This window comes from Martelella sp. (assembly GCF_984369615.1).
On record NZ_CFHTCS010000014.1, the window covers coordinates 1 to 13,894 of the forward strand.

The 13,894-nt window shown below is 60.3% G+C and carries 13 protein-coding genes; 8 read left to right on the forward strand and 5 right to left on the reverse strand.

Annotated elements, in window-relative coordinates:
• Together AC5DC2_RS02480 and istB are read left to right on the forward strand one after the other, a co-directional pair.
• The coding region (locus tag AC5DC2_RS02480; protein ID WP_491697380.1) for a Mu transposase domain-containing protein at positions 1-857 on the forward strand (857 nt) is incomplete at its 5' end.
• Complete coding sequence (gene istB, locus AC5DC2_RS02485) at positions 854-1,612, forward strand: IS21-like element helper ATPase IstB (RefSeq protein WP_024707381.1); 759 nt, start codon at positions 854-856, stop codon at positions 1,610-1,612. The genes AC5DC2_RS02480 and istB, both read left to right, overlap by 4 nt.
• 639 nt (positions 1,613-2,251) lie before the next feature.
• Here istB and AC5DC2_RS02490 read toward each other — a convergent pair.
• The 5 genes from AC5DC2_RS02490 to AC5DC2_RS02510 form a co-directional block, all read right to left on the reverse strand.
• A complete protein-coding gene (locus AC5DC2_RS02490; RefSeq protein WP_024706843.1) occupies positions 2,252-3,703 on the reverse strand; it encodes an aldehyde dehydrogenase in 1,452 nt (483 codons plus the stop codon).
• A 124-nt stretch (positions 3,704-3,827) separates the two neighbouring features.
• Positions 3,828-4,661, reverse strand: coding sequence for a 3-(cis-5,6-dihydroxycyclohexa-1,3-dien-1-yl)propanoate dehydrogenase (hcaB, locus tag AC5DC2_RS02495; protein WP_024706842.1), 834 nt, complete (start codon positions 4,659-4,661; stop codon positions 3,828-3,830).
• A 31-nt stretch (positions 4,662-4,692) separates the two neighbouring features.
• Complete coding sequence (locus tag AC5DC2_RS02500; protein ID WP_024706841.1) at positions 4,693-4,998, reverse strand: non-heme iron oxygenase ferredoxin subunit; 306 nt, start codon at positions 4,996-4,998, stop codon at positions 4,693-4,695.
• A 10-nt stretch (positions 4,999-5,008) separates the two neighbouring features.
• Positions 5,009-5,566, reverse strand: coding sequence for an aromatic-ring-hydroxylating dioxygenase subunit beta (locus AC5DC2_RS02505; protein ID WP_024706840.1), 558 nt, complete (start codon positions 5,564-5,566; stop codon positions 5,009-5,011).
• An 84-nt stretch (positions 5,567-5,650) separates the two neighbouring features.
• Complete coding sequence (locus AC5DC2_RS02510; RefSeq protein WP_036236102.1) at positions 5,651-7,015, reverse strand: aromatic ring-hydroxylating dioxygenase subunit alpha; 1,365 nt, start codon at positions 7,013-7,015, stop codon at positions 5,651-5,653.
• 181 nt (positions 7,016-7,196) lie between these two features.
• Here AC5DC2_RS02510 and AC5DC2_RS02515 point away from each other — a divergent pair, with 181 nt between their 5' ends.
• From AC5DC2_RS02515 to AC5DC2_RS02540, 6 genes are all read left to right on the forward strand, one after another.
• The gene (locus tag AC5DC2_RS02515) at positions 7,197-8,168 is read left to right on the forward strand and encodes a TAXI family TRAP transporter solute-binding subunit (RefSeq protein WP_024706838.1); all 972 of its coding nucleotides are present in this window, start codon (positions 7,197-7,199) and stop codon (positions 8,166-8,168) included.
• Positions 8,169-8,252: 84 nt separating this feature from the next.
• A complete protein-coding gene (locus AC5DC2_RS02520) occupies positions 8,253-10,193 on the forward strand; it encodes a TRAP transporter permease (RefSeq protein WP_024706837.1) in 1,941 nt (646 codons plus the stop codon).
• Between the two features lie 59 nt (positions 10,194-10,252).
• Positions 10,253-10,963, forward strand: coding sequence for a fumarylacetoacetate hydrolase family protein (locus tag AC5DC2_RS02525; RefSeq protein ID WP_024706836.1), 711 nt, complete (start codon positions 10,253-10,255; stop codon positions 10,961-10,963).
• Complete coding sequence (maiA, locus tag AC5DC2_RS02530; protein ID WP_024706835.1) at positions 10,960-11,607, forward strand: maleylacetoacetate isomerase; 648 nt, start codon at positions 10,960-10,962, stop codon at positions 11,605-11,607. The genes AC5DC2_RS02525 and maiA overlap by 4 nt, the downstream gene beginning before the upstream one ends.
• A gap of 66 nt (positions 11,608-11,673) precedes the next feature.
• Complete coding sequence (locus AC5DC2_RS02535) at positions 11,674-12,918, forward strand: CaiB/BaiF CoA transferase family protein (RefSeq protein ID WP_024706834.1); 1,245 nt, start codon at positions 11,674-11,676, stop codon at positions 12,916-12,918.
• Complete coding sequence (locus AC5DC2_RS02540) at positions 12,915-13,871, forward strand: hydroxymethylglutaryl-CoA lyase (protein ID WP_024706833.1); 957 nt, start codon at positions 12,915-12,917, stop codon at positions 13,869-13,871. The genes AC5DC2_RS02535 and AC5DC2_RS02540 overlap by 4 nt, the downstream gene beginning before the upstream one ends.
• Positions 13,872-13,894: the final 23 nt, after the last annotated feature.

Genomic DNA, 13,894 nt, shown 5'->3' on the forward strand with positions numbered 1-13,894 from the left:
CTGCCACCGAAGTGCGGCAAAGATATCGAGGCGTCAGCGTGATCATGCCAGATAAAGGGAATATCGAGGGTCTCGTCGGTTATAGCAGGCGCAACTTCATGGTGCCGATCCCGCAGTTTGCGACATGGGAGGCATTCAACACCTGGCTGGAAGAGCAATGCCGCAAGCGCCAGCGCGACAGGTTGCGGGGCGAGAGCGAGACAATCGGAGAACGGCTGCAGCGCGATCTTGCTGCCATGCGCCGATTGCCGGCGTCGCCATTCAATGCCTGCGACCAGACGAGTGCCAGAGTCACGGCCCAGTCGCTCGTTCGCTACAAGACCAACGACTATTCCGTGCCGGTCGCCTATGGCCATCAGGATGTCTGGGTCCGGGGCTATGTCGACGAGGTGGTGATCGGCTGCCGTGGCGAGATCATCGCCCGCCATCCTCGGTGCTGGGAACGGGAAGACATCGTCTTCGACCCTGTGCATTACCTGCCGCTGATCGAGCAGAAGATCAATTCTCTGGATCAGGCGGCCCCTCTCCAGGGTTGGGATCTGCCGGACGAGTTCGCCACGCTGCGCCGCCTGATGGAGGGCCGCATGGCCAAACATGGCCGGCGGGAATATGTGCAGGTTCTGCGCTTACTGGAGAACTTTGACCTTGCGGACCTTCATGCGGCGGTGAAGCAAGCTATTCAGCTCGGCGCAATCGGCTTCGACGCCGTCAAGCATCTCATCCTGTGCCAGGTGGAGCGCCGACCACCGAGACTGGACCTGTCTATTTATCCCTACTCGCCGAGGGCGACGGTCGAGACGACATCGGCGAAGGCATATATGCGACTGCTTTGTGCACATGGGGAGGAAGCGGCATGAACACCGAAGTCCCGGAGATCCTGCTTTCCCATTATCTCAAAGCCCTCAAGCTGCCGACCTTCCAGCGCGAGTATCAAAAGCTGGCCCGGCTGTGCGCCACCGAAGGCATCGACCATGTCGGATACCTCACCCGGCTTGCCGAGCGGGAGATGATCGAACGGGATCGCCGTAAGGTCGAGCGCCGCATCAAGGCGGCACGGTTCCCGGCCGTCAAAAGCCTGGACAGCTTCGACTTCGCCGCCATCCCCAGGCTGAACAAAATGCAGGTGCTGGAATTGGCTCGATGCGAGTGGATCGAGCGGCGCGAGAACGTCATCGCCCTTGGTCCCAGCGGCACGGGCAAGACCCATGTGGCTCTTGGCCTCGGCCTGGCAGCCTGCCAGAAGGGCATGTCCGTCGGCTTTGCCACGACCGCAGCGCTGGTCAGCGAGATGATGGAGGCGCGTGACGATAGGCGTCTGCTGCGGTTCCAGAAGCAGATGGCCGCCTACCAGCTTCTCATCATCGATGAGCTGGGCTTCGTGCCGCTCTCCAAGACCGGCGCAGAATTGCTGTTCGAGCTGATCTGGCAACGCTACGAACGGGGCGCCACCCTGATTACCAGCAATCTTCCTTTTGACGAATGGACGGAAACTCTGGGATCCGAGCGTTTGACCGGCGCTCTGCTCGACCGCATCACCCATCACGTCAACATCCTCGAAATGAACGGCGACAGCTATCGTCTCGCCCAAAGCCGCGCCAAAAAGGCCGGCTGACACCCTTCGAAAAATCACCGCGCGCGCATGAGACCCCCGCTCGGGCTACGCCCTCCCGCGGGTCTCATGCGCGCGCCAAGATGGCCGATTATTGCGCCGCCGCGTGGCCGGTTTTTACTCCGCCGTTGACAACCTTCCCTTCTGGGCAACGTGACGCCGGCTCATTTCTTCAGAACAAGCCAGGCGGACCTTCAGATATAATTACACAGTGTAGATCCCCACGCGCTCCTGCTGTCGTCGCAGAAGGGTAAATATGTGGCCGACTTTTACGCCTTCCGCAGCAGAATGATCCCGCCGCTTCCGTGGATTAATTTTGCACGGCCGCTCTCCGTCGGACACGGCGGGTCGGGTCTCCAGAAATCGCGGGGATTCGCAACGATAACGAATTACTACACTATTTCAATGGCTTGAGCCACATCCGCCAGTTGGCCGAGAATTTTTCGGGCGAAGCACTCTCGTTTTGAACGAGGGACCACAAGGTTTCGGCCAACCGGCACGATCTCGTTACCCAACCCCCGAGCTCGCTGAAATCCAGTCCCATAGCCCAACGATCTTGATTGGGCGGATGCGAACAGCATGACCGACATCACTGAAGACGGTCAATTTGCAAACCGCATCCGCCCGGTTTCGGGCGCGCTCTTACAGCGGATACGGTTGGGACGGCTGTTCGATCGTAATCCACTTCAACTCGGTGAATTCATCAATCACCGCAATGCTATCGAACCGACCCCAACCGCTGGCCTTCGTGCCCCCATAAGGCGCTTGGGCCTCATTGGAGACGGTGGAACCGTTGATGTGCACCGCACCGGTCTGGATGCGCATTGCGACATCAAGTGCTCGTGCCATGTCTGTTCCGAAGACGGCAGCGGACAAGCCGTATTCAGTGTCATTGGCCACCCGCACAGCTTCCTCCGCGCCGCATACACGGATCACCTGCAAGATCGGACCAAAGGCTTCCTCGGAATAGATGCGCATCTCGGGTGTGACTCCGTCGAGCACAGTCGGTGCCATCAAGGTGGTGTCTGCGTGCCCGCCAGACCGTATCTTCGCACCCTTTGCGACCGCGTCGGCCAGCAAACCGTTCAAGCGATCAACGGCGCCCTGGCTGATGATCGGGCCAAGCGCGCAAGCCGCCTGGGAGCGTGGATCGCCCGCCTCCAGTTGTGCTGCCCGCGCAGCGAGTTTCTCGACAAACGCATCGGCGACAGACTCATCGACAATGGCGCGCTCGGTCGTCATACAGATCTGGCCCTGATAGAGAAATGCGCCGAAGATGGTCGCATTCACGGCGCCGTCGATATCCGCATCCGCAAGCACCACCATGGGCGACTTGTCGCCGAGTTCCATCAGGCTGCGCTTGAGATGGCGGCCACAAGCTGTGGCAATGATCCGGCCCACATGCGTCGAACCGGTGAAGTTAACACGCCGCACAGCCGGATGCGCGATCATTGCCTCCACGACTTCGGGCGCGTCCTTCGGGTCGTTGATCACGAAGTTGAGCGTTCCGGGGGGGAAACCGGCTGCATGGACGGCCTCGGCAACCAGCACATGGGTCTTGGGCGAGGTTTCCGATGCGCGGAAGACAACCGTGTTACCGCACATCAGCGGATAGGCGATAGCCCGTGCCGCCAGAACAATCGGCCCGTTCCAGGGTACGATCGACAGGATAACACCGACCGGCTGGCGCACGGTCATCGACAAAGTGCCCGGCTTGTCAGAGGGGATAGTGTTGCCCTGGATCTGCGTAGTCATCGCAGCGGCCTCGCGGAATACATTCGCCGCGAGCATGACATTGAAACGCGCCCAAAGATCGCCTGCCCCGACCTCGGCCTTCATCGCAAGAACGAACTCTTCTGTGCGCCTTTCGATCTCTTCGGCGGCCTTCATAAGCAGTACGCGGCGCTGGCCGGGGCCAGTCTGCGACCAGGATGCAAATGCGCGCTCGGCGGATTCGATCGCCGCCACGGCATCCTGCGGATTCGCGGCCGCGCCCTGCGTCACGACCTCGCCACTTACCGGTGAGCGGCGTTCAAATGTGACGTTGCCTGTAGCATTCCGGGGCTCGTTGTCGATATAGAGCTGAATAGTCATGCCATGTCCTTATGGAGTTTGTGTCGCTACTCTTGGGGCTCGCGCCGACCAGACGGTTGCGCGAAGATCTGTCTGGAGAACGGTCCAGTCTCAACCGCGCGCACTATCCGGCGCGCTTCCTTGGTTAGATTGCGCCGAACTTTTCAACGAGATCCGCACCCATGTTCGGAGAGGCGAAGCCCCGCATACCGATACCGCCATCGAAATTTAGGACGCCGCCGGTGCCTGGCGTATTGTCGCGACGATTGGCAAAGAAGACGTAGGCACCGGCATATTCCCGCGCATTAAATGCGCGCTCAAGTGGCAGCATCTGCTTCATCAGGTCGTCGAGCGGAATATCGGAAAACTTGATTCCCTGTTGTGAAAGCGCACTGGTTCCGGCGAGGTTGCTTCCGCCAACACCTCCCGGCGCGATACCGTTCACCCGCACATACGGTGCGAACTCATGCGCCATCTGCTTGATCATGCCGACCACTGCATGCTTCGTCGCGGTGTAAAGAACACCGCCACCGCCAGGATAGAAGGACGCGTTCGAAGCAGTGAAAATCATGTGGCCCTTGGTCTTGTAAAGCGCGGGCAATGCCGCCTTGGCCCCTAGGACATAGCCCTTGACGTTGATGCCGAACATCTCGTCGAAAGCAGATGACAAGTCGCCATCTTCTGTCGAAACCATGGTTTTCGAATAGTCCCAGATGCCGGCGTTGCCGATGAACGTGTCGAGCTTGCCGAAGGCCTTGAGACATTCGGCAACCGCCCGATTGTTGTCAGCCACCTCGCGCACATCACCCGCGATGCCAACAACCTTGTCGCCGAGTGCCTTCACGACCTCATCGATGCGCTCCTGCGAGCGGTCGAAGATTGCGACACGCGCGCCTTCCTCGACGAAGCGTTCGACGATGGCTTGTCCAAGACCGGACCCTCCGCCCGTCACGAGCGCGACTTGATCCTTGAGTTGCATTGTAATTCCTCCCGTATTTTAACGCTGCTTCTCAGCAGTTAATGTATATGAAGTCGCCGTCGACCTTTGCAGGAAACACCTTGAGTGCCTCACAAGCAGGCAGGGCCTTCACCTTGCCGGTTCTGACGCAAAATTTCGCGAAGTGCAGACTGCACTCGATAACTCCGTCCTCGATAAAACCGTCCGCGAGTGACCATGTGTCATGCGTACAGGTGTCTTGGACGGCGTGTATTTCGCCGTCCACTCGGCACACCAGTATCGGCTCAGGGCCACCTTCGAATACCTTCATCTCTCCCTCCGACACATCTGCCGAAGGGAACACCTTCATCCACGCCATTTTTACCCCATTAAAAGAAAAAGCTGAGATTGTTCGACAGGATTGTGCTCTGGTCGATCAGGATCGTGCGGCGCACAATCTCGAAGCCCGCTTCGGTTTCAACCCGACGCAGGACATCCCGTCGCTCACAAGCGAAAACGTCGAGCTGGCGCTCCTGCCGCGTCCTGTACACCATCGACGCCGAAATGACATTGATCGTGTTCTCATTCTCGGGAACGAGCATGACGTTGCTGATCAGATAGCGCAAGCGAGAGGCCGGGTTTTCGGACCACCCCACATCCGACAGGATCTTGCGGATCCGGCCTTTCATCGTGTGCCAGTTGTCGTCGAAATGAGCAAAGCCTTGCTCATCCGTATATTCCTGTGCCACTTCGCGCATGATTTTCGTTGAACGGATCGGCATCCAATAGTGAATGTCCTCAGCCAAAAGACTGAACCACTCTTTGTAACGGCGATCCGTCAGAAGCTTGGATTCCCAATACAGGAACTGTTCGACTTCGTGCTGAAGTTCCAGAGAAACGACCTTGGGCTTGCTTTCGAAGGCAGCCTTGAAAGTGTCATCGAGCATTTTTTCCTCCCTCAGTGCAGAACTATCTGCCGACAGCGTCGGCAGACGTTTGATACATATGCAGACATTTCCGCCGGTTGAACGTTACTCCGCGGCGAGCGGCCTTTGCTGGCTCCGACGGATGGCAGGCCAATCCGGTGCTGTCATGATCTCGGTCCAGTAGCGGTACAGGCCGCGCGCCGACTCCTCACTATAGGTGTAGGCGAAGCTCAGCCCGGGGAAGCCCTCAGGATTATCGGCCGTCACCGTATGTGTTCCCATCTCGATGTTGAACTTCTGGTTTTGAGCAACATGACCGCGCAGCACTTGTTGGATGTCGCACCAGTTTTCGCCATCATCCTGTTCGAACACGCCACCCGCCGAGAATGTGCGCGATGTGTTGCGACGCCATTCGTCCTTGATCTCCTGCGGGGCAGTTTTGTCAACGACAGTGAACGTCCAGACCTCGATCTCGTTTGGACCGCGAGGCTGCCACATGCGGACCGTGTTAATCCCTGCCAGGAACGACAGGTTCGGGAAGACGTTGGTATGGCAAAGATGTACATCTGCCCGTCCCTGACCCAAACGGCGCACGGTCTCCTCGTAAGCCGGCCCGGTCGTCAGGTATTCCGTCACCTTCGGTCCGAGAATTGTCATGTAAAACATCGGGTTACGCAGGAACAAGCCGCACCCGTGTCCGTTCTCCAAATGGACATTCAAGCCCTCCGTCGGAGGGGCAACCTGGGTAATATCCACATCTTCCGGCACGCCCGCCATGATGCCGGACAGGTGTGAGGTGGTGCCTGCATGATAAGCGTCCGAAGCGAACTGCTCTGCCGCGAACTTCCAGTTGCAGGGAATGACCCACTTCTGGATGCCGGGGATCGCCTCGGTCCCCTCCTCACAGCGGTCGAGCATAATGTCCATATAGAATTTGACGTCACCCAGGTATTCGTCGAGCGGAGGCGCGTCGGCGTCCCAGTTGGCAAAAATCAGGCCCTTGTAGGTTTCGACGCGCGCCTGCTTCGGTCCCCACTCCGCCTTGTTCAGGCAACCACCGAAGGCTTCCTTCTCCATCGGTACGCTTACCAGATCGCCACCCTGATTGTATGCCCAACCATGGTAGGTACATGTAAAGGACTTAGCGTTGCCCGAATCGGCCCGGCAGATCCTCATTCCGCGGTGCTGGCACTGGTTTAGGAACACCCGGATGCTGGCGTCCTTCTGGCGCACAACGACCACAGGATCCTCGCCGATGTAGGCGGTCGTGAAGTCGCCCGGCTTCGGGATTTGCGATTCGTGACCCATGCAAATCCAGGTGCGCGCAAAAATGCGCTCAAGCTCAAGACGATAAAGGGCCTCGTCAACATAAATCTTAGGATCGTACTTACCGCCCTTCTCGTCGACCATTGCAAGAATTTCGGCATCGGAATAAGCGCCAGCGGCGCCCGCAATCGTTCTTACGTTCATCTAAACTCCTCCCTGTGGCTTCGATGTCCGCCTTGTCCACTTAATGCAGACCATGCGTCCTTGTTTACATTTATCCGTTCCAGGCGACCTTGGCAATAAGAAAAGCATGCTTTACAATGAATGCCGGGGCGGGCATAAGGCAAATCTGTTGGGGGAGTGCAGTCAGAGGGAGGCCAAGGAGATGAATACATTTTGTGCGCGCATAGCAGGCGCGATGATGGTTGCGGCGACGGCGACGGGCGGTGTCTCCGCTCAGGTTGCGTCGATCACGACACCTCCTGCGGGTTCGGTCTGGAATACGATGGCTTCGGTCATCTCGGCCCAGGCCCAGAGGAGCGATGGCGGGCGGCTGGTGGTCCAGGCGTATAGCGGAAACGCACAGATGCTTCAGGCCGTGGACAGCAAGGACGCAGAATTCACACTTACTGACATCAATGACATGATCGTCGCGGTCGCGGGGGAGGGTGATTACTCTGCGCCGCTGCCGAATCTGCGTGTCTTGGCGAAGATCAATCCCTTTGCGGTGGGGCTGTTCGTCCGGGCGGATTCCGGCATGACGCGCGTGTCCGATCTCGCCGGGAAGCGTGTGCCCACGGGCTGGGAGGCTTTCCCGCTGAACCGTCCGCTGGTGAGTGCGCTTCTCGAGGCGGACGGGATCAGCTATGACGAAGTGGTTCAAATGCCGATCCCCGACATCATTCGCGGTGCCGATGCTTTGGCCTCGGGCCTGACGGATGCGGCCTTCTTCGCGGTGGGCGGGCCGAAGGTCGCCGAGGTTGGCGCGACGGTAGGCGGGGTCCGCTATCTTCAGGTCGCCTCGGATGAAAAGGCGCTCAAGGCGATACGCAAATACCGCCCGGCCTATTACTTCTCGGAGGTTACACCCTCGCCGGTTCGGGTGGGTATCGAAGCACCGATAATGATGCTGACATGGGACAATGTCCTTGTTGCCGGTGCCCATGTTTCCGACGAACAGGTCACGGCGCTGCTGGCCGCGATCTTCGATAATGTGGATGCGATCGGTGATTCCTATCCTCCGCTTCGCATGATGAACCTGGATACCGCCTATGTCGATTACCCGGGTGTGGAATATCATCCTGCTGCGGTGGCCTTCTTTGCCCAGCGTGGCGTCGCCATCCGTCCTGTTGACTGACAAGACTATGACTGTGTGCCGGGTCGGGAGACTTACCTGCCCGGTCCTTGTTTTTGTGTTCGCTCAACTCGGAGGGAGTGGGTCTTGGCTCAAACAACTGGCACCCGGACGCCGACGATTCGTCGTATCGCTGTCCATACACAGGCGGTGGCACTTTCGCTTCTGGCCATTTCCGTTGGGTTTGACGCGCCCAGCCGCCTCGGGCTGAACGTCTATGTCGAACAGATATTGGCAGTCGCTCTGGGGCTTGGCCTGGGCCTTGTGTTCCTGATCGACAGAAGAAGCGTCGGCGAGAGAGATCTGGGCAGCGGCGGCGAGAATGATCCGGTGCCTGGTGGCAGTTCCATTGACTGGATTCTTGCGGTTCTGGGGCTGTTCCTTTCTCTATATGTTGCGGTGAACTACGCCGATATCGTCTCTCGTGTGATGTCCGCTCCCGCCGATATCGTGGCAATGGCCATTGGGCTGGCTCTGCTGGTGCTCGAGGGGTTGCGCCGGGTCGTGGGCTGGACCCTGGTTCTGGTGGTGCTCTTCATTGTCGGTTACGGGATGATCGGCCACCTGGTTCCGGGTGCGATGCAGACGCGACAGGTCTCTCCGGATCGTCTGTTGTCCTATATCGCCTTCGATGCCAACGGCATGCTCGGGCTTACCATGAATGTGTCCGTAACGGTCGTTGCCGCGTTCGTGCTGTTCGGGCAGATCCTCGTGCGGGCGGGCGGTGGCGAGTTCTTCAACGACATCGCGCTTTCCGCATTGGGGCGTCGCCGCGGCGGCGCGGCCAAAATTTCGATTCTCGCCTCGGCGCTTTTTGGCACGATTTCCGGGGTCGTGGTTTCCAACATAGTCGCGACCGGGGTGGTCACCATCCGACTGATGATCCGCTCGGGGTATCGGCCCCAGATGGCTGCCGCAGTCGAGGCCGTCGCCTCGACCGGAGGGCAGATCGCCCCCCCGGTCATGGGGGCAGTCGCCTTCCTAATGGCCGATTTCCTCGGCGTTTCATATGCGCAGATTGCCATTGCTGCGATCATCCCGGCCGCGCTCTATTACTTTGCGGTGTACTGTCAGGTTGATCTTGAGGCCGCCAAGGCCAATATCGCCCCCCTGCATGAGGATGAAATTCCTTCTGCGCTCGGCACTCTGCGTCGCGGGGGTATCTTCATCCTGCCGTTTGCCGTGATCGTGATCGGCATGTTCTGGCTGGGCCAGCGGCCGGAAACGGCGGCACTCTGGGCGGCCGGCGTTGCCCTGATCTGCGGCATCGCATACGGCTACGGTGGTCGGCGCATCACGCTGCGGATGATCTGGCAATCGCTCGCCGACGCCGGCATCTCCATGACCGAGATCCTGATGATCGCCGCTGCCGCCGGCTTCATCATTGGCGTTCTCAACATCACCGGGCTGGGTTTTGTCGGCACCTTCGCGCTGGCCGAGATCGGTCGGGGCAACCTTCCGCTGCTCTTGTTCCTCACGGCCGTTGCCAGTGTTGTTCTTGGCATGGGGATGCCGACGGTTGCCGTCTATCTTTTGCTGGCGGTCCTTCTTACCCCGCCTCTGGTAGAGGCCGGGATCACACCGATGGCCGCCCATTTCTTCATCTTCTACCTGGGCATGATGTCAATGGTGACCCCGCCTGTCGGCATCGGCGCCTTCTTCGCCGCCGCGCTGGCCGGGGCCCCGCCGATGCAGACCGCATTCGTCTCGATGCGCCTCGGCTGGACAGCCTACATCATTCCCTTCATCTTCGTGGTCACGCCCGCCCTGCTGATGCAGGGAACCCCGGTTGAAATCTTTCTGGCCGCGTCTGCCGCGGCAATTGGGGTCTATGCCATATCCGTCGCCATGGTTGGCTGGTTCGGGGGCATGTTGTCAGGCTACGAACGCGCAGTCCTGGGCTTTGGCGGAGTGCTGCTTCTTATGCCGGAAGCATTGGGTGGCGGGTACACCCTCATGCTCCATGGCCTGGGTGTCGCAATCATGGTGGCACTTCAGTGGCTGCGCAGGGCGATGGTGCCGGGATAAATGCATCCTACGATGCCACATCGCTGAATTACAACCACGAGGAAAGGACAATAACCTCCATGAATTACAGCTTCCCGCTGCCTCCTGCCGTCAGCCTGCCTATCGCCGGTCGGGATGAGCGTTTTCCTGTGCGTCGGGTCTTCTGCGTCGGACGCAACTATGCAGAGCATGCGCGAGAGATGGGCAAGGATCCGGATCGCGATCCGCCGTTTTTCTTCACCAAACCCGCCGATGCCGTTGTCGAAGATGGGCAGACCGTCGCCTATCCGCCCGAAACGCAGAACTTCCACTATGAAGCCGAACTGGTGATCGCCATCGGCAAGGCTGGCACGGATATTCCCGAGGAACAGGCGCGCGACCACATCTTCGGCTACGCCATCGGCAACGACCTGACGCGGCGGGACTTGCAGCTTGCTGCTCGCGCGGCAGGCCGGCCCTGGGACTGGGGCAAGTCGTTTGATCGCTCGGCGGTGATAGGTCCGATCCACACTGGCGCGCCGGTCGGCAAGCCCGAGCATGGCCGGATCCAGTTGACGCTGAATGGCACCGTCAAGCAAAGCGCCGATCTGCAAGACCTGATCTGGTCGGTGCCAGAGATCATCTCGATCCTGTCGCGGTCGATGGAGATCCGGCCCGGCGATCTGGTGATGACAGGCACGCCTGCGGGTGTCGGCGCGATGCAGGTGGGCGATGTATGCGTCGTCTCGATCAGTCGGCTGGGAGAGATCACCACGACCATCGGACCGCGCGCGAAGGGACCCGTCGGATGACCTTCCGCCTTCACAATTTCTTCCGCTCATCGACCTCGACGCGGCTGCGCGCTGCCCTCAACCTCAAGGGCGTCGCCTATGACTATGTGCCCTATGTCCTGCGCAAGGGAGAAACCCGCACGCCCGAATTCCTGGCAATGAACCCTGCCGGACTTGTGCCGGTTCTGGAACGCGACGATGGCCAGGTTCTCGTGCAGTCGCTTGCCATTATCGAATGGCTCGACGAAACCCAGCCCGGGCCGCAGCTCTTGCCTGAGGGGGCAGACGCGCGCGCGCGCGTGCGCGCGCTTTCATACATGATCGCCTGCGAGATCCACCCCCTGAACAACCTGCGCGTCCTGACCCGCCTGGCCGAGCAATTCGGCGCCGACGAGGCCGCGCAGAAAGCCTGGTTCACCGAATGGGTCGCAACCACCTTTGACCCGCTCGAAATCATGCTGGCGCAAGACAGTCGCACCGGCCGTTTCTGCCACGGTGACACGCCGGGGTTCGCTGATTGCTGCCTTTATGCGCAGGTCTGGAACAACCGACGTTTCGACATTGATACAAGCCGCTGGCCCACCATCGCGAGGATATTCCAGGCGGCCGACGCGCTGCCCGCTTTCCGCGACGCCGCGCCAGCACATCAACCAGATGCGGTATGACGCAATACCGACAGAAGCCGGACTCTCCTGAAGCGAGTGAGACGCCGGATATCTCGAAGAGGACACATGGACACCAGACCAGAAGCCCCGCCACCCCTTAGCGGCATCCGCATTGTCGAAATCGGCCACTTCATTGCCGCTCCGTTCGCCACTCGCGTTCTCGGCGATCTTGGCGCCGAAATCATCAAGATCGAACCGCCCGATGGGGATCCTGTGCGGGGCTGGGGCGCGCAATCCAACGGTGCGTCGCTGTGGTGGAGCGTTCATGGTCGCAACAAGCGTTCGGTCGCGGTCGATCTCAAAAGCCCCGAAGGGGTCGAGGCCGTGGGACGTGTCATCGCGCGCTCTGATGCGCTGATCGAGAATCAGCGCCCCGGCGGTCTGGCGCGTCTCGGCTTCGATCTTAAAAGGCTGCAGGAACTGAGGCCGGGTCTCGTAGTGGCCCATGTCTCGGGATATGGACAGACCGGCCCGATGCGTGACCGTGCTGCATTCGGCGTCATTGGCGAGGCGATCGGGGGATTGCGCCACCTGACCGACCATCCGCCCGGCACGACCGATATGCCGCCGCCACGCGTAGGCATCAGCATCGGCGATTCCGTTGCCGGACTTTATGCAGTGATCGGCGTTCTCGCCGGTCTTTTGCGCCGAGACGGTCGGACGGACAGCCGTGGCGCCGACGATGACCAGATCTGCACCGTCGATATCGCCCTTACAGAAGCCGTCCTGTCGCTGATGGAAGGGATCGTCACGGAATATGGCGCGCTCGGGCTTGTGCGTCAACCCGTCGGGGCGCGGATCGCGTCGGCGGCACCCACCAGTGCCTATCCCTCGGCGGATGGCCGCTGGGTCATCATCGCCGCGAATTCCGATCTGCTTTTTCAGCGCCTGACGGCGCTGATCGGGCGCGCGGATCTGGCGGCAAGGCCGGAGTTGCAGAGCAATGCGGGCCGCCTCAAGCATGTGGACGAGCTTGACGAGGCGATTTCCGCCTGGTCCCGCCAGTTCGATGCCGGGCGACTTGCAGAGCTTCTGGCCAAGGCAGACATCCCCTCGACGCTGATCTATACTGCGGCAGAAATTGCCGATGATCCGCAGTTCCGCGCGCGGGGCATGGTGCGCGAAGTCAGCGATCCGCGCCATGGCAACCTGCTTCATCCCGGCATTGTGCCGCATTTCCCCGATTCCCCCGGCGCGATCCGTTGCACCGGCCCGGATGTCGGGCAAGATACCGAAGCGGTTCTGGCCGAGATTGCGGGCTATTCGAAGGATGAAATCAAGTTGCTCTACCAGAAGGGAGTAATAGCATGACCGCCGTCCAGATCGTTGAAGTCGGCCCCCGCGATGGCTTTCAGAACATCGGTCCCTTCATCCCGACCGAGACCAAGATCGCCGTGATCCGCGAGCTTGCCGCCGCGGGCGTGAAGCGGATGGAGATCACCTCCTTCGTCAGTCCGCGCGCCATTCCGCAACTCGCCGATGCAGGCGAAGTTCTGGCCGATGTTCTGGCCCAGGGCCGTGTTGTGCCGCAGGTGCTGGTCCCCAATGCCCGCTATGGCCAGAAGGCAATCACGGCGGGGGCGCGGTTCCTGTCCTATGTCATCTCGGTTTCGGAAAGCCACAGCCGATCGAACGTGCGCGCCACGCCGGATGAGGCCCTCGCCGATTACGCCCGGCTCGTCGCCCAGGCGCCCGACGGCCTGCGGATGCGGTTCAACCTCGCCACTGCATTCCATTGCCCATTCGAAGGCGTGACTCCGGCCAGCGCTGTCCTCGCAATTCTGGGACGCGCGCTGGAAATCTGCCCCGATGCCGAGATCTGCCTTTGCGACACGACCGGTCGCGGCGAACCGGCGCAGGTCGCGGAATTGTTCGAGGCGGCGATGGCGCGCTTCCCCGCCGTTTCCGCCTGGGCGATGCATGCACATGATACCTACGGCCACGGCACGGCAAATGTGCGCGCGAGCTATGATCAGGGTGTGCGCGTCTTCGATTCCGCGATTGGCGGGCTCGGCGGCTGCCCCTATGCCCCCGGCGCCAGCGGCAACGTCGCCACCGAGGATCTCGTGAGTCTGTTCCAGGATTACGGCGTGGAAACCGGAGTGGACCTTGTAGCTTTGGCGCCGATCGCTGCCGCCGTCCAAGCCCTGCCGGGCGCGAATTGCAGTCGGAACGGGATCGGCGTAGAGGACGGCGACAAAAACAAGGCAGAGTCCAAGTTGAAAATTGACAGCATGCTTACGACTGCCTATGAATCAAGCTGATTATAATGAAGAGCGCTGGGAGG

Coding starts and splice junctions, on each gene's coding strand:
- istB (WP_024707381.1), top strand. CDS start 854: ATGAACACCGAAGTCCCGGAGATCCTGCTTTCCCATTATCTCAAAGCC.
- AC5DC2_RS02490 (WP_024706843.1), bottom strand. CDS start 3,703: ATGACTATTCAGCTCTATATCGACAACGAGCCCCGGAATGCTACAGGC.
- hcaB (WP_024706842.1), bottom strand. CDS start 4,661: ATGCAACTCAAGGATCAAGTCGCGCTCGTGACGGGCGGAGGGTCCGGT.
- AC5DC2_RS02500 (WP_024706841.1), bottom strand. CDS start 4,998: ATGGCGTGGATGAAGGTGTTCCCTTCGGCAGATGTGTCGGAGGGAGAG.
- AC5DC2_RS02505 (WP_024706840.1), bottom strand. CDS start 5,566: ATGCTCGATGACACTTTCAAGGCTGCCTTCGAAAGCAAGCCCAAGGTC.
- AC5DC2_RS02510 (WP_036236102.1), bottom strand. CDS start 7,015: ATGAACGTAAGAACGATTGCGGGCGCCGCTGGCGCTTATTCCGATGCC.
- AC5DC2_RS02515 (WP_024706838.1), top strand. CDS start 7,197: ATGAATACATTTTGTGCGCGCATAGCAGGCGCGATGATGGTTGCGGCG.
- AC5DC2_RS02525 (WP_024706836.1), top strand. CDS start 10,253: ATGAATTACAGCTTCCCGCTGCCTCCTGCCGTCAGCCTGCCTATCGCC.
- maiA (WP_024706835.1), top strand. CDS start 10,960: ATGACCTTCCGCCTTCACAATTTCTTCCGCTCATCGACCTCGACGCGG.
- AC5DC2_RS02535 (WP_024706834.1), top strand. CDS start 11,674: ATGGACACCAGACCAGAAGCCCCGCCACCCCTTAGCGGCATCCGCATT.
- AC5DC2_RS02540 (WP_024706833.1), top strand. CDS start 12,915: ATGACCGCCGTCCAGATCGTTGAAGTCGGCCCCCGCGATGGCTTTCAG.